Annotated in this window: 16 protein-coding genes and 1 pseudogene; 8 read left to right on the plus strand and 9 right to left on the minus strand. The window is 54.5% G+C overall.

Annotated elements, in window-relative coordinates:
- Positions 1 to 5 precede the first annotated feature (5 nt).
- Positions 6 to 905 (plus strand): vitamin K epoxide reductase family protein, encoded by a 900-nt coding sequence (locus tag NK55_RS12120; protein WP_024125979.1) that lies wholly within the window; start codon positions 6 to 8, stop codon positions 903 to 905.
- Positions 906 to 960: 55 nt separating this feature from the next.
- Positions 961 to 1,731, plus strand: coding sequence for a winged helix-turn-helix domain-containing protein (locus tag NK55_RS12125; RefSeq protein ID WP_024125980.1), 771 nt, complete (start codon positions 961 to 963; stop codon positions 1,729 to 1,731).
- Here the strand turns inward: NK55_RS12125 and NK55_RS12130 are convergent.
- From NK55_RS12130 to NK55_RS12140, 3 genes are read right to left on the minus strand one after another with little or no spacing between them, the layout of a single operon-like run.
- A complete protein-coding gene (locus tag NK55_RS12130; protein WP_024125981.1) occupies positions 1,697 to 1,906 on the minus strand; it encodes a hypothetical protein in 210 nt (69 codons plus the stop codon). The two genes, NK55_RS12125 and NK55_RS12130, sit on opposite strands and share 35 nt — an antisense overlap.
- Before the next feature lies 1 nt (position 1,907).
- Positions 1,908 to 2,768 (minus strand): shikimate dehydrogenase, encoded by an 861-nt coding sequence (locus NK55_RS12135; protein ID WP_024125982.1) that lies wholly within the window; start codon positions 2,766 to 2,768, stop codon positions 1,908 to 1,910.
- Between the two features lie 6 nt (positions 2,769 to 2,774).
- Positions 2,775 to 3,113, minus strand: a complete 339-nt coding sequence (locus NK55_RS12140; protein WP_024125983.1) for a P-II family nitrogen regulator — start codon at positions 3,111 to 3,113, stop codon at positions 2,775 to 2,777.
- 177 nt (positions 3,114 to 3,290) lie between these two features.
- Here NK55_RS12140 and rph point away from each other — a divergent pair, with 177 nt between their 5' ends.
- The 4 genes from rph to NK55_RS12160 all read left to right on the plus strand — a co-directional run bounded on the left by rph (position 3,291) and on the right by NK55_RS12160 (position 7,570).
- Positions 3,291 to 4,019 (plus strand): ribonuclease PH, encoded by a 729-nt coding sequence (rph, locus tag NK55_RS12145; RefSeq protein WP_024125984.1) that lies wholly within the window; start codon positions 3,291 to 3,293, stop codon positions 4,017 to 4,019.
- A 195-nt stretch (positions 4,020 to 4,214) separates the two neighbouring features.
- Positions 4,215 to 4,625: a hypothetical protein gene (locus NK55_RS12150; RefSeq protein ID WP_304412451.1), complete on the plus strand. Its 411-nt coding sequence runs from the start codon at positions 4,215 to 4,217 to the stop codon at positions 4,623 to 4,625.
- Between the two features lie 172 nt (positions 4,626 to 4,797).
- The gene (locus NK55_RS12155; protein ID WP_024125985.1) at positions 4,798 to 6,327 is read left to right on the plus strand and encodes a YifB family Mg chelatase-like AAA ATPase; all 1,530 of its coding nucleotides are present in this window, start codon (positions 4,798 to 4,800) and stop codon (positions 6,325 to 6,327) included.
- Positions 6,311 to 7,570, plus strand: a complete 1,260-nt coding sequence (locus NK55_RS12160) for an ABC transporter substrate-binding protein (protein WP_024125986.1) — start codon at positions 6,311 to 6,313, stop codon at positions 7,568 to 7,570. Before NK55_RS12155 ends, NK55_RS12160 begins: the two co-directional genes overlap by 17 nt.
- Before the next feature lie 5 nt (positions 7,571 to 7,575).
- Here the strand turns inward: NK55_RS12160 and hpnH are convergent, their stop codons facing one another.
- Entirely contained in the window at positions 7,576 to 8,586 is a 1,011-nt protein-coding gene (gene hpnH / locus NK55_RS12165; RefSeq protein ID WP_024125987.1) for an adenosyl-hopene transferase HpnH, read from the minus strand.
- Between the two features lie 536 nt (positions 8,587 to 9,122).
- Between hpnH and NK55_RS12170 the strand changes: the two genes are divergently transcribed.
- Entirely contained in the window at positions 9,123 to 11,111 is a 1,989-nt protein-coding gene (locus tag NK55_RS12170) for an Rne/Rng family ribonuclease (RefSeq protein WP_024125988.1), read from the plus strand.
- Positions 11,112 to 11,119: 8 nt separating this feature from the next.
- The gene (locus tag NK55_RS12175) at positions 11,120 to 12,004 is read left to right on the plus strand and encodes a glutaminase (protein ID WP_024125989.1); all 885 of its coding nucleotides are present in this window, start codon (positions 11,120 to 11,122) and stop codon (positions 12,002 to 12,004) included.
- Here NK55_RS12175 and NK55_RS12180 read toward each other — a convergent pair.
- The 5 genes and pseudogenes from NK55_RS12180 to rpmH all read right to left on the minus strand — a co-directional run bounded on the left by NK55_RS12180 (position 11,951) and on the right by rpmH (position 14,623).
- Positions 11,951 to 12,487, minus strand: a complete 537-nt coding sequence (locus NK55_RS12180) for a R3H domain-containing nucleic acid-binding protein (protein WP_024125990.1) — start codon at positions 12,485 to 12,487, stop codon at positions 11,951 to 11,953. The genes NK55_RS12175 and NK55_RS12180 overlap by 54 nt on opposite strands.
- A gap of 8 nt (positions 12,488 to 12,495) precedes the next feature.
- Complete coding sequence (gene yidC, locus NK55_RS12185) at positions 12,496 to 13,701, minus strand: membrane protein insertase YidC (protein WP_024125991.1); 1,206 nt, start codon at positions 13,699 to 13,701, stop codon at positions 12,496 to 12,498.
- Positions 13,702 to 13,748: 47 nt separating this feature from the next.
- A complete protein-coding gene (locus tag NK55_RS13895) occupies positions 13,749 to 14,144 on the minus strand; it encodes a PH domain-containing protein (RefSeq protein WP_041429969.1) in 396 nt (131 codons plus the stop codon).
- Positions 14,145 to 14,213: 69 nt separating this feature from the next.
- A pseudogene (rnpA, locus tag NK55_RS13900) lies at positions 14,214 to 14,486 on the minus strand (ribonuclease P protein component); the annotation flags it as partial.
- The gene (rpmH, locus tag NK55_RS12195; protein WP_011056450.1) at positions 14,486 to 14,623 is read right to left on the minus strand and encodes a 50S ribosomal protein L34; all 138 of its coding nucleotides are present in this window, start codon (positions 14,621 to 14,623) and stop codon (positions 14,486 to 14,488) included. The pseudogene rnpA and the gene rpmH, both read right to left, overlap by 1 nt.
- Positions 14,624 to 14,803: the final 180 nt, after the last annotated feature.

The following is a 14,803-nucleotide window of genomic DNA, read 5'->3' on the forward strand; positions in this document are numbered from 1 at the left end:
CACCAATGGTTCGACGACGCTCTACCCCTTGGATCTATCGTTGGTCGCGGTGGCTGATTGGTGGGGTTGCGCTTGCGGGTATGGCGGTAACGGCCTATCTGACGCTCGTTAAATTGACCGATCAGGAAGTAGCGTGCCCGACCTCCGGCTGTGATATTGTCCTCAACAGTCCGTGGGCAACTGTATTTGGTATTCCCCTGTCCCTCCTTGGTTTTGTGGCCTACACAGGAATGCTGTCTCTGGCAGCATTGCCACTGCTGTTGAAGGAGCCCCAGCAGAAAGAACTGCGCCGTCAAGTTGAAAGCACCACTTGGCTTTTGCTCTTTCTGGGGGCCATGGCTATGGCCAGCTTCAGTGGTTACCTCATGTACATTCTGGTCACCGAAATTAAAGCCAGTTGTCTCTATTGCATTGCCTCGGCCGTCTTTAGCGTCACCTTGCTCCTCTTGACAATTGTCGGTCATGAGTGGCGCGATCGCGGCCAACTCTTTTTTAACGGCGTGATTGTTGCGGTTATTACGCTCGTGGCTGTTTTTGGCATCTATAATGCGCGCATGGCTAACACCGACGGCCCCGGCATTCCCGTTGTCAATACTTCAGGTCCTGCAGAAATGGCCTTAGCGCGCCACTTAACCCAGGTGGGGGCGGTTATGTATGGCGCCTATTGGTGTAGCCACTGCCACGATCAAAAGGAACTCTTTGGCAAGCAGGCGGTACGCGAACTCAACTATGTGGAATGTGACCCCAATGGTGCCAATCCCCAAGTGGAACGCTGCCGCGCCAAGGGCATTCAGGGCTATCCCACATGGGAAATTCATGATCAGCTTTATTCCGGCACGCGATCGCTAAGTGAACTGAGCCGGCTCAGTAACTACAAGGGTCCAATGAACTTTAAGAACGAATAGGGACAGCAGATCTCGGTGATAGAATAAAGCCAACCAAGCACTATGCCGGTTTTCTATGCTCTCTACCGAGACTGTTGCCGAACCACCAGAGGCCTCTCGTATCCCCCTAACTACCCTTGCCAACATATTGGTAATTGAAGACGAAGACCTAATTCGCGAGACCCTTGTGCTTGCTTTGGAGGAGGAGGGATACCATACCCTTGTGGCCAGCGATGGCTATGAAGCCCTCAGCCTGATGAATAACTATCTCTTGACGGACAGCTTCCCTAAAGATGCAGAGATACATCTCATCATTCTAGATGTGATGCTGCCAGGTATTAATGGACTCGATCTATGCCGAATCATTCGCGGGGAAGGGTGCACCGTCCCCATCCTCATGATCAGTGCCAAAGGCAGTGAAATTGATCGGGTGGTCGGCCTGGAAATTGGTGCCGATGACTACTTGGCTAAGCCCTTTGGCATGCGGGAGATGCTGGCCCGCTGCCGTGCCCTCTTGCGGCGGACACAAATTCAACCGTCCACGGCGCTAACGGTGCTCCGCTTTCGTGATCTTTGTCTCTATCCCCAAGAATGCCGCGTAACCCTGCGGGGCAAGGAGATCAATCTCTCCCCCAAAGAATACAAACTGCTCGAGCTGTTTATGCGCCACCCCCGCCGCGTTTGGCCACGGGAGCAATTGCTAGATCAAGTGTGGGGGCCTGACTTTATCGGCGACAGCAAGACGGTTGATGTCCACATCCGCTGGCTGCGGGAGAAAATTGAAACCGATCCCAGTCATCCCCAGTACATTCTTACGGTGCGGGGTTTTGGCTATCGCTTTGGTTGAGGGTCAGTAAAACAATCGCCATCAACGCTGCCGGTAAAAGGACTAGCAAGGCAATCACACCGAAACTTGGCGGCAAGGGATAGAGGGGTGCGGCAAATTTAATCCCTAGGGAAATAAGGAGCGACACCAGCCACACCACGGCTAACCACATCAGTTCTGACCGCCAAGGTACCATGTTATTTCTCCATCCCTAGGGCCGTTTCAAGGGCAGTGGCCATGATGGCAGTGGGGGCGGGTTGGCCAATCCAGTACTCCAAGGCTGCCGCTCCTTGATGGAGAAGCATGGCAAGGCCGTCGAAGGTTTGCAGTCCCCGTGCCATCGCCAATTGCAAAAGCAGGGTGGGGCGAGGCTTGTAGATGAGGTCATAGACAATGGCGGTGGCGGGTAGTTTTGCCAAGTCTTCGGCTGCTAGGGGGGTGGCGCCAGGATGGGGGGCCATACCAATGGGAGTGGTATTGACCACCAGGCTGATTTTCGCCAAACAAGTGGCTCGCTCTGACCAAGGCATAGGATGGAGGGGAATCTGTGGCCAACTGGCCACAAAGGCCTCTAGCCGTTCCCTTTGGCGACCACTGATATAGATCTGCCGACAGCCCAAGTCATAACAGGCAGTGACTACGGCTCGCGCCGCCCCCCCATAGCCCAAGACTAAAACAGCCATTTCCGACCAGAGGCAGGATTGTTGCCGCAGGGGTGCCAAGAAGCCATGCACATCGGTATTCGTGCCCACCCATCCTTTTTCACTGCGATAGACGGTGTTGACTGCCCCGACCTGCTGCGCGAGGTCGCTCACATCTGCTAAATGGGGAAGGATGGTTTCTTTGTGGGGAATGGTGACATTAAAGCCAACGACGTTCAGGGCCCCTAGGCCGGCGATCGCCACCCCGAGCTGCTGTGGCTTGACCCAAAAGGGCACATAGACATAATTCAACCCCAAATACTCGAGTGCGGCATTGTGCATTGCCGGTGAAAGGGTGTGTTCAATCGGGTCACCAATGACTCCCAGAAGCTGGGTTTGGCCAGAGATCTTCGGCATCCGCCCCTAGACCGCCTCGTGATCTTTTTCGCTGGTACGAATGCGAATGACCTGCTCTACGGGGGTGACGAAAATCTTACCGTCGCCAATTTCGCCGGTGCGGGCGGCTTCAATAATTTTGGCCACGACCATATCCACTTGATCGTCTTCGACAACAATCTCAATTTTTAACTTTTGTAAAAATTCCACCGTGTATTCTGAACCACGGTACCGTTCCGTTTGCCCCTTTTGCCGCCCAAAGCCGCGTACTTCGGAGACGGTCATGCCGACAATACCCGCATTGACAAGGGCGATCTTGACTTCATCCAGTTTGAAGGGACGAATAATGGCTTCTACCTTTTTCAATGTCAAACTCCTTCCTGATGGCAATGGGCTAATCTTTATTTAGCATTGGCAAAAGAGTATAGCGTGTAGCAATAACTACATTATCTCCAATCATCGGGCGATCGCCCAAGGGGAAGGTCTCGCCCTAGCTCTAGAAAATAAGCTCTAATAGGGAAGGTGATTGAGAGGGGATCAAGCATGGGGTGGCAGCGACCCGATGGCCGTCAACCACAGGAATTGCGATCGCACCAGTTTCAGCGGCACTTTACCCAATTTGCCTTAGGATCGGTGCTTGCCCAAGCGGGGCAAACGCAAGTGCTGTGCACCGTCAGTTTCAAGGAAGGTGTGCCCAAGTTTTTAGAAGGCACAGGCCAAGGCTGGCTCACCGCAGAATACCGCATGTTACCAAGTGCAACGCGGCCACGGCAAGAGCGAGAATTCCTCAAGCTCTCTGGGCGCACCCAAGAAATCCAACGCCTGATCGGTCGTAGCTTACGCTCAGCCTTGAACCTATCCCTATTGGGGGAGTGCACGCTAATTGTGGATGCCGATGTGCTGCAAGCCGACGCCGGCACGCGATCGCTGGCGATTACGGGTGGCTACATTGCCCTTGTGGATGCCCTTAGTGCCCTTCTTCAGCAAGGGGTACTCAGCGAATCTCCCCTGCGTCATCAAGTAGCGGCAGTCTCCGTGGGTCTGATTGATGGTGAACCCTATCTGGATTTGAGCTACGCTGAGGATGTGGCGGCCAGTGTGGACTTCAATGTGGTGATGACGGCCAGTGGTCAATTCATTGAGGTTCAAGGCACAGCGGAGATGGGTTCCTTCGACCGGGCAACCCTCGATCGCCTTCTTGATGTCGCCAGCCAAGGTATTCAACAACTCATTGAGATTCAACAGCGCGTCTTAGCCACAAGCTATGAGTGAGCAGGCCATTTACCTCGGACACATCGTCAAGTCCAACGCCCACTGCGATTATGTAGCGCAACTGGTGGATCGATTGGATGTTCCCCACCCCCCGCCCCAGAAGACTATGGCTTTGGTCGTTTTGTCAAGCTTGAGGATGAGCAGCGCCACTGGGCGGTCGGGGTCATTTACAACTCTCAACTGTTGAATCCCCAGTTGCATCAGATCAGCCCTCGCCTCACCAGCAGTGCCGACACCTTGCTCAGTCCCGATTTAGTCAGTGAAACCCGCACACTCCTCTGGATTGCCCTGATTGGTCATTTGGTTACTGGGGCGGGTGGAAGAACCTACGGCCAGCAGGGGATGCCCACTCTTGTGGTGCCCGTAAATACACCTGTGTGGCAATTGACTACTGCCGAGGTGCTGGCCTTTCATCGCAATGCCCAAGGTCAAGCGCAGTTTCGCTACTATGCCCATTTGTTACGCTCAACCGGGAACTATGCAGCACCGCTGTTAGCGCAAATTCTCGAAACAATTACACCCCTGTTCACTGGTACTGAGCAGCGATCGCTCGAAATTATCAGCAAAGAGTTGGCTTGGCGGCACACCTTGGGCAGCCTCCGCTAAGCCTGGAGGCAGAAATTGGCCTTTTGCAAATAAACTTCATGAAAATTCCTACGCAATAGTGACAAATCTAGGATTTTTCTGCTAAGGTCATTAAGTGTGTGAGGAGCGAACCAGTTAAGAGCACCGAGACGAAACACGGCCAGTCGTCGGTGCTCTTTCTGATGTTGAGGCTATGCTGGCGCGGGTTTGGAGTGCTGCTGTTCTAGGAATTGATGCCATTCCCGTCGGTGTCGAAGTGGATGTTTCCAGCGGCTTACCCAGGACGGTGGTGGTGGGTCTGCCCGATGCTGGCGTTCAAGAGGCGCGGGAGCGCGTTAAGGCGGCCATTCGTAACGCTGGTTTTAGCTTCCCAATGCGGCAAATTGTCGTCAATCTCACCCCCGCCGACTTACGTAAAGAAGGCCCCAGCTTTGATCTCCCCATTAGTATTGGCATCTTGGCCGCTTCAGGACAGGTTGCAACGGATTTACTCGGCGACCATCTTTTTCTCGGGGAACTGTCCCTCGATGGTACTTTGCAACCCGTGGCAGGGGTACTGGCGATCGCCCTGGCAGCCCAGACCCAAGGAATAAGCGGCCTGGTCGTGCCCACAGCCAATGTGACGGAAGCAGCGCTCGTGCGGGGACTAAAGGTCTATGGTTGCCACACTCTCGCCGAAGTTGCAGCCTTTTTGAATGACCCCACCTCGCGATCGCCAGCGGCGCCCTCCCCCTGTTGGGCTGCGGCTGCCTCCCCCCCATTTACCCTTGATCTCAAGGAGGTTAAGGGGCAGTATCAGGCACGGCGTGCCCTCGAAATTGCGGCGGCAGGGGGGCACAATCTGATCTTTGTCGGGCCACCGGGGAGTGGCAAAACAATGTTGGCGCGGCGGTTACCAACAATCTTGCCTCCCTTGACGTTTGAAGAAGCCCTTGAAGTCACGAAAATTCACTCCGTTGCTGGCTTGCTCAAAGAACGTGGGCAATTGCTCCAGGAGCCCCCCTTTCGCAGTCCTCATCATTCTGCCTCTGGCGCTGCCCTAGTGGGGGGTGGCAGTTATCCGCGGCCCGGGGAAATCTCCCTCGCTCATCGGGGGGTGCTCTTTCTCGATGAATTGACGGAATTCAAGCGGGATGTGTTGGAACTGCTGCGACAGCCCCTTGAGGATGGCCAAGTCACCATTGCGCGCGCCCGCCAATCGGTGGTTTTTCCAGCTCAATTTACCTTAGTGGCCAGTACGAATCCCTGCCCCTGTGGCTACTATGGTGATCCCGTGCAACCCTGTACCTGCTCGCCGCGCCAACGGCAACAGTATTGGGCAAAGCTCTCTGGCCCCCTGTTGGATCGCATTGATTTGCAAGTGAGTGTCAGCCGCCTCAAGCCAGAGGAAATGACCCGCCAACCCCTGGGGGAAGATTCAGCCACGGTACGGCAGCGAGTTTTGGCAGCGCGATCGCGAGCGCAACAGCGGTTTGCTGACGAGCCCAATCTGCACTGCAATGCCCAAATGCAAAGTCGTCATCTGCGCCAGTGGTGTCCCTTGGATGAGGCGTCGATCAATCTCCTAGAGAGGGCGATCGCCCAACTGGGGCTATCGGCGCGCGCCACAGACCGTATCCTAAAAGTAGCCCGTACCATTGCTGATCTGGCCGACTGTGAAACGATTGCCCTTGCCCATGTGGCCGAAGCCATTCAATACCGTACGATTGATCGTTTGCAATAGACGCGGCTGGTTTGCACTCCTGCTGGGTTTCCTAAGCCTACTGCTCATCGGTTGCACAACAGCGCCCCAATCCGAACAGCCCATTGAACTGATTTTCTGGCATGGGGTCAACCCACCCCCTAACCGTATCGTACTCCAGCGTCTTGTGGATCGCTTCAATGCCCGCCATCCCCAGATTCATGTCCAAGCCCTCTACGTTGGTCAACCCGACCAGCAGTTGCCGAAAATTCTGGCCGCAGTGGTGGGCAATGCCGCCCCAGATCTGCTCTGGTATAACCCCACGATCACGGGGCAATTTGTTGATCTGGGGGCCCTGCGTCCCCTGGATGATTGGTGGCAAGCTTCCCCCTACCGTGACCAAGTCAGTCCTGCCCTAATACCAACAATGCGCTACGGCAACCATTACTGGTCAATTCCCTTTGCTACCAACAACCTTGGAATTTTTTATCGTCCGAGTTTATTCGCTGCTGCTGGCATTAAAACACTACCCAGCACATGGCAGGAACTAGAGCAGGTGAGCCAAACCCTAAAGGCCCAGGGTATCACCCCACTGCTCCTTCCCCTTGGTCAAGGGGAATTTGCCATCTTTACTTGGTTGCCCTTCTTTTGGAGTGCCGGTGGCAGTCTCGGAGAAACGCCAGAAACCGCCCACATTGACACCCCAGCCGCGATTGCGGCCCTTGAGTTTTGGCAACGTCTGCGACAAGAGGGCTTAGCAATACTCTCGGCCCCCGAACGGGGCTATGAACTGGATCAATTTATCCGTGGGGAGGTGGCGATGCAGATTACAGGGCCTTGGACATTGGCGCAATTACAACAGTCGGGGGTGGATTTTGGCGTTCTCCCCATGCCTGCCCTCAAGACCCCTGCCAGCGCACTGGGGGGCGAAAATCTCTTTGTCTTTCGCTCAACACCCCAACGGGAAGAGGCAGCTCTAGCCTTCTTGAACTACGTTCTTAGTGAAGAATTTCAAACGGAGTGGGCTTTGGGCACAGGGTATTTGCCCATCAATGAACGGGTGCGGACCAACGATCGCTATCAGGCCTTTGTGGCCCAGCAACCTGCCCTCCGTGTCTTTTTGGATCAGATGGCTGCGGCTCAAGCACGCCCCAACTTTCGTGGCTATGCCCGCTTTTCCCAAACCCTTGGGCGAGCGATCGAAAGCGTTCTGCTTGGAAAATTAACCCCGAAAGCCGCAGTGGAAACTGCAGAGCAACGTTGGCAACTAATGCGCCCGCGTTAGACGCGTTAGAAAAGACTGCTCGCCGCCTTAACCATATTGGCTGGATTAAAGGCATCCATAGCAGCAGTGGCCTCATAACCACAGTGCACCATGCAGTCACGGCACTTGGGATTGCCACTTTTGTGGCCATACTTATCCCAGTCGGTATTTTCAATCAGTTCCTTCCACGTCTTGTAGTGCCCCTCGTTGAGGAGGTAGCAGGGTTTCTGCCAACCCAACACACTATAGCTGGGCATGCCCCAAGGGGTACACTCGTAGTCCTTTTCCCCCACAAGGAAATCAAGGAACAGGGGATTGTGGTTGAAATTCCACTTCTTCTGACCGGCACGGTAGGGGGCAAGGATTTCACGGAAGAGGGCACGGGTTTGCTCCCGCTTGAGGAAGTGCTCCTGATCCGGTGCCCATTCGTAGGCATAGCCGGGGGAGATCATCATGCCGTCTACGCCTAGGGAACTGACAAAATCAAAGAATTCCTGGATTTCCTTGGGATCCACCCCTTCAAAAATCGTCGTGTTGGTGGTGACCCGGAAGCCCTTGGCTTTAGCCGCTTTGATTGCTTTGACAGCCGTGTCAAAGACCCCTTGACGAGCCACACATTTGTCGTGCCACTCCCGCAGACCATCGAGGTGAACGCTGAAGCTAAAGTAGGGGGAGGGCTTGAACCTATGGAGATTTTCCTCTAGGAGAATACCATTGGTACACAGGTAAACAAACTTCCGCCGTGCCACCAAGCCACTGACAATTTCATCAATTTGCGGGTGCAGCAGGGGTTCCCCGCCGGGAATGGCGACAATTGGCGCACCACATTCCTCAACGGCCTGGAAGCACTCCTCCGGGGTGAGATATTTGCGCAGGACCTCAAGGGGATGCTGAATTTTACCGCAACCGGAACAGGCCAGATTACAGCGAAAGAGAGGCTCAAGCATCAAGGTGAGGGGAAAGCGCTTTTTGCCCTGTAGGCGTTGCGAGATGATATAGGTTGCGACTTCCACTGCCTGCTTGATGTGGACTCCCATGGGCAATTCTCCTCAATGTGGCTAATTTTCTAGCCAAAGCGCTTAATAACAGATGCTTAATAGTTGTAGCAGCTTTGTGGGCGATCGCCAAAGTGTCCTATCAGGTTTGCAAAGTGGCACACTATGCTTGCGCTGAAGAGGGTTAGGGGCAGCGACGGTGAAAATTTTTGCAAAATTCCCTAGCTAATCTTGACAGAGAGCCCTATAATCAGGGAACATTAGAGGTACTGTAGAAAATTCCTGTTGCTTAACCTCCATCGCTTAAGAAACCAAAGGTTAAGCATAGACTTTCGTAAAGGCTGGCATGGGGTGACATCTTTCCTTTCTGCAAATCGTGCAGAGTTTTTTAGGTATCACCATAGCTGCGTTTCGCGTTCCAATGCCAACCCGCCTCTACAGGAACCCTTTTCCCAACCATCTTAAAGCCAAACTTGCACACGTCCCTTACAGGGGCAAGAGTGGCTAAGTACTGTGCGAAATGCCTTTAGCCAATTGATGCTGACGTTTATTTTGTTAAGAAATTCTAAGGATAATGGATGCCTAAGCAAATTATTATTGCCGAGGAACATCGGCTAGCGGCGGTCTTTGCCGAAGATCAAATTCAAGAATTAATCGTAGCCACGGGAACCCATCAGGTGGGGGACATCTACCTTGGGGTTGTTGAAAACGTCCTGCCGGGCATTGATGCTGCCTTTGTCAACTTGGGGGACGCCTCCCGCAATGGCTTTATCCATGTCAGTGACCTTGGCCCATTGCGCCTGAAGCGAACTGCTGGGGCAATCACGGAATTGCTGGCACCACAGCAAAAAGTACTGGTTCAGGTGATGAAGGAACCCACGGGCACCAAGGGGCCCCGGCTCACAGGAAATATATCGTTGCCCGGACGCTATCTCGTGCTGATGCCCTACGGTCGGGGGGTGAATCTATCGCGACGAATTACCAATGAAGCGGAACGGCATCGGCTACGCGCCTTGGGTATTTTGGTCAAACCTGCGGGTATGGGGCTCCTGGTGCGCACCGAGGCTGAGGGGGTCTCCGAAGAGGCCATTCTTGAGGATCTCGAACTCCTGCAACGGCAGTGGGAAGCGATTCAACAGCAAGCAGCCTCCAGCCGTCCTCCCCAGCTTCTAGGACGGGATGATGACTTTATCCAAAAAGTGCTGCGGGATGTCTATAGCAGCGATGTCAACCGCATTGTGGTGGATACTCCCGATGGGGTCAAACGGGTCAAACAGCATCTGAAAAATTGGAATGTCAATAGAGCCGTGGGGGTTCTCATTGACTATCACCAAGAACCGATTCCCATTTTGGATTACTTCCGGGTGAATGCTGCCATCCGTGAAGCCCTTAAACCCCGCGTGGATTTGCCCTCCGGTGGCTATATCATCATTCAACCGACAGAGGCATTGACGGTCATTGATGTTAACTCCGGTTCATTCACCAGTTCAGCCACCTCGCGGGAAACGGTACTGTGGACGAACTGCGAAGCGGCTACGGAAATTGCTCGCCAACTGCGACTGCGCAATATTGCTGGCGTGATCATTGTCGATTTTATTGATATGGATTCCCGCCGCGATCAGTTGCAACTGCTGGAGCACTTTAGTAAAGCCCTGCGTGCGGATAAAGCCCGTCCCCAAATTGCTCAACTCTCAGAACTGGGGCTGGTGGAGCTGACTCGCAAACGCCAAGGCCAAAATATCTATGAACTCTTTGGTCGTCCCTGTAGTGCCTGTGGTGGCTTGGGTCACTTGGTGCATTTACCCGGTGAACCGGAGGATAGCCCCGGCGAAATTGTTGAGCGATCGCCGATACCGCGTCCACCCGAGCCACGTCGCAATTTGGAACCTCCCACTGAGCCCAACGGCTTTGCCAGTAGCAGCCTAGAGACTCAACTCATTAACCACCCCGACTATCAAGCGGTGGGGGGGGTTCGCCCCCGTTCTTCCCGCAGTAGTCATCCCCCAACCCCACGCAGCCCTCGCCGTACCCCTGAAAATGGTAATGGCCGCAAGGTGGTTACCCCGCCTCCAGAAACAGCTCCGCCGCCAGTGGTTAAAGTGGAGAGCCGTCCGCCGCGCCCTACCCGTCCGAGCCGCTCTGAACCAGCGGAAGTGATTACCGTAACAATGACGGATCAAGAGCAGGCGGTCTATGCGGAGATGGGGATTTCACCCTTGGTTCTCTATCCTGAAGAGGTGAAAAATCCGCGGGGAACAATTGTTATGGTGGCACGCCCCGGCCAAGACCCCCTACCCCTACCCCAGAAAACAAGGCGGCCCGTTAGTGAGGGAGGGCCAGAGGAGGCCCCAGAGACTCCTGATGAGCTGCCCTCCCCTGGGGTCAGCACGATTAATGTGCAGCCAATTCCGGCCACCGCGCTGCTCAATAGCAGTGAGCCAGAAGTGAGTACTGAGGTGGAATCCGTTGGTGAAGCATCCACCCCAGAGGCCTCTGTACCCGTGGGTCGGCGGCGGCGGCGACGGGTGACCAGTAGCGAGCAACTCTCCCTTGATGCCAACGCCTAGGTGCAGTAATGTTGGGGCAACTCCACCCTGACCTCATCCAAGAGTGGCTTGAGGCGGCTGCAACAGAAATTTCCAAGGGGGAACCGCTTCAGCGCCTACCAGGGGTGAGGTCTGAGGCCTTTGCCTTTGCGGTGGTGACACCGGAGCAACAGTTTACCCTTGGGCATTCCCGTTTGCGCTTTCCTTTGATGAGTGCGATTAAGCCCTTTTTACTGCTGTATGCCTTGACGCTGTGGCAGGAGGAGGTGTGGACGTGGGTGGGGCAGCGCCCCTCAGATTACCCCTATAACTCTGTGTTGCAGTTAACCCTCGATCAGGGGTGGCCGCGCAATCCTATGATCAATAGTGGGGCGATCGCCCTCGCGAGCCAGTTGGCCCATGTTGGTGGTGCTACGGCCCTTCAAACTTGGCTTAATGAGTGTGCTGGTACGCAGTTCCAGGTGGACCAGGAGGTCTTAGGGGCAGTCCGTTGCCATCCCAACTGGCAAAATCGCACCCTTGCCCACTTTTTAGTCGAGTCTGGACGCATTGCCGATGCGGAGGTTGCCCTTGAGATCTACAATCAGGTGTGCTGTTTCCAAGGAACCATTGAGGAAGTGGGTCGCTTGGGTCTCCTATTAGCACTGCCCCATGCCAAGGTGAGCGATCGCCATCGTCAGCAGGTGAATGTGCTCATGCTCACCTGTGGCCTCTACGAGGACTCCCCCCGCTATGGCCTAGAAATTGGCTTGCCTCTGAAATCGGGTGTCAGTGGCGTGATTTTGGCCATTGTGCCGCGACAGGGGGCGATCGCCTGCTATAGTCCACCCCTCGACAAGAGTGGCAACTCCCTTTTGGGTCTATACTTGCTCCAGCGCATCAGCCGTCACCTCGGCCTCAGTCCCTTGGGCTAACTGCACCACCAAGCGGCGATCGGGTTCTTCACCGTGGCTAAAGGTTTCCAGGCGATCGCTCTCTAGCTTAATGAGACTGTGAACAACACGCCGCTCCGCTGCTGAAAGGGAGCAAATTTCAAGAGGTTTACCAGTCTTGAGGACTCGGGCCGCCACCTGATGGGCAATCTCCTGCAACTGGCGATAACGAGCACGGCGATAGCCCGCCAACTCCAAGGTAAAAGCCGTTTGCTCCTCCCGCGATCGCCCCAAATTCAACGTAGCATTGAGCAGATATTGCAGCGCATCGAGGGCTTGGGCATTGTTGGCCAGCAGTGACTCAATTTGCGCAGCACTGAGGGACTGGCGATCAATTTCTAGCCAGTAGCCCGGCACCACGCCTGCCAAAGGCGACTCCACCACGGCAACGGTTGTCTTGAAGCCTGCTAAAGCAAGCGCCTGTTCCAGCCATGCACACCCCGCAGCAATTGGATCAGCGGTCATGCCTCCCCTCAACTTGATGGATTACGCTTGACTTTGGTGGCCTTAGCACCTTTAGCCCCCTTCCCCTCAAAGGGAAGAGCAGCACGATTTTTGAGGGCTTCAGCCCGTTCCTGCTCCTCCACAAGTTTTTGTAGATGCTCTGGTAGCGGCTCCCGTTGGAGAATAAAGGTTTGCACCGTCTGGAAGATGTTGGCTATGAGCATATAGAGCAGTACCCCGGCCGGCAGCGGGAAAAAGAGAAACATCCCAGAGAAGATGATCGGTGTTAATTGATTAACAGTTTGCTGCTGCGGGTTGTTGCTGCTGCCTTGGCCAGAGAGCAACTGATTGACATAGAGACTGACGCCAAAGCCAAGGATCATAATGAGAATATCCCAGTGGATCGCGCCCCAATTAAACTGGCGTGTGCCGTCGGGCAGCGCCATGAAGAGTTCCCCCTGATCTACGACACCCACATGGCCAAGGGCAGAGATAAAGAGGAAACCTTTATCAGCAGCAATCCCCGGAATTGTTCCCTGAACTGTTACCTCACCGGGTTGCAGGGCTTGTAGATGACCTTCGCTATCAATGGTTGCTCGCTCTTGACCGCGAAGAATTTGCCACTTTGGTTGCAAGTGACTATTGGGATACGCCGCCACCAGTTCACTATAGGGTTTACCCTCCTTGGTTTGGAACTGCAGATCCACCACTTGACCGACTGGAATCCTGGTACCGCTGGGAACCACCGCTTGAATCGGGAAGTGTACCCCCTCGTCAACGTAGATATTTTGCGGTTTGGTGGCAAAGGGCTGGGCTAAGACAGCTTGCTCCGGGGGAACAATTTGCAGGTTGATTTGGTAGTTCACATCGGCAAAAGGTGATCCGCGCAGCGTTGCAAAGAGGGCAAAGAGAATCGGCAACTGCAACAGCAGAGGGAAGCATCCCGCCAAGGGATTGCCAAACTCCCTATAGACCTCTGCCATTGCCTTTTGCTGTTCCGCAGGATTGTCCTTGTATTTCTGTTGGATTTCCTGCATCCGTTTTTGCATGATCGGCTGGACAACCTTCATGCGCCGCATATTGCGAATTGACCCGGCACTCAGGGGATAGACGGCAAGGCGCACCACCAGTGTCAGAGCCACAATAGCAAGGCCATAGCTGGGCACAATCCCATAGAAAAAATCAAGGATTGGCAGCATGACATTGTTGGAGAGGAAACCGATACCAAAATCCATGGAATCCTGCAATTAGGGGTGAACAGTTAACAGAACTATCTTAGGTCCTAAGAACCAATCGCGCCACTGACACTTTTGGCAGCGGGACTCAATTTGGTAGAAATATAGTCGTAAATTTCACGGAAGCGGGGGACAGCGCGCATTTCTAAGCGGCTACCATCTTTGAGGGTCACAACCATATCGCCGTAGGCGCCCCAGCCGCGAGGAACGGTGACGACTTTGGTGATTTCGCTATAAATGACATCGGAGCGATCGCGCCCCAGCCAGCCGCCAATCACCGTAATCCGCCGATTCGTAATGCGGTACCGCAGCCAGAGAGCACGGACAATGGCACCCGCAGTCAGGGGCAGACAGATCACCGTTAGCCCCAACAGCAAGTTGATCACCAAGTCACCCCAATGGGGACCGCCTTCGTAGAAAACATCTTCGGAAATTCCCGGCATCGTCAGTATCCCTGCTTTGGCCATTAACTGCCTCAATTCAGCGCGACAGTCTTCGTCACTCACTTGCAGTGCCGCCTGACGCACTACCACAATCATATCCCACCCTGCAGCTATCTGCGGTAAGAGGGGGCGAATCACCCGCCGCCATTGCCGCTTCAAACGGTTCCGATCAACGGCTCGCTTGCTGACCTTTTTACTGACCACAATACCCAGCCGTGGTGCTTCCCTAGCGGATTGGGGCGCCAGCCAAAGAACAGCCAGTTTGCCGTGGTGGACAGTTTTGTGTTGATAGACGCGGTCAAAATCATGGCGATCGCGCAGGCGATGTTGACGCGGCAACACTAGACGGTAAGCCGTGCCCGTCCCTTACGCCGCCGTGCCTTGATGACGTTCTGACCCGATTTGGTACGCATGCGCGCGCGGAACCCGGAGGTGCGTTTACGTTTGCGGACAGTGCCGCCCAGTGTACGTTGCGTCATGGCTGTTGCAGTTATGATGGTTGATTAGAAAAAAACACTGCCCCAGAGGGCACGCCCTAGTCAGTCATTAGAGCGATCTACAATCATATCACTTCCCGTGAGGCAGCGGTAGTCCTGTGGGGCTATTGCCCTCTGCCTCGTGATGCCTATCATTGCTCACATCCTACGGACGAGGTTTGC

The sequence above is a fragment of the Thermosynechococcus sp. NK55a genome (assembly GCF_000505665.1).
Lineage (GTDB): Bacteria > Cyanobacteriota > Cyanobacteriia > Thermosynechococcales > Thermosynechococcaceae > Thermosynechococcus.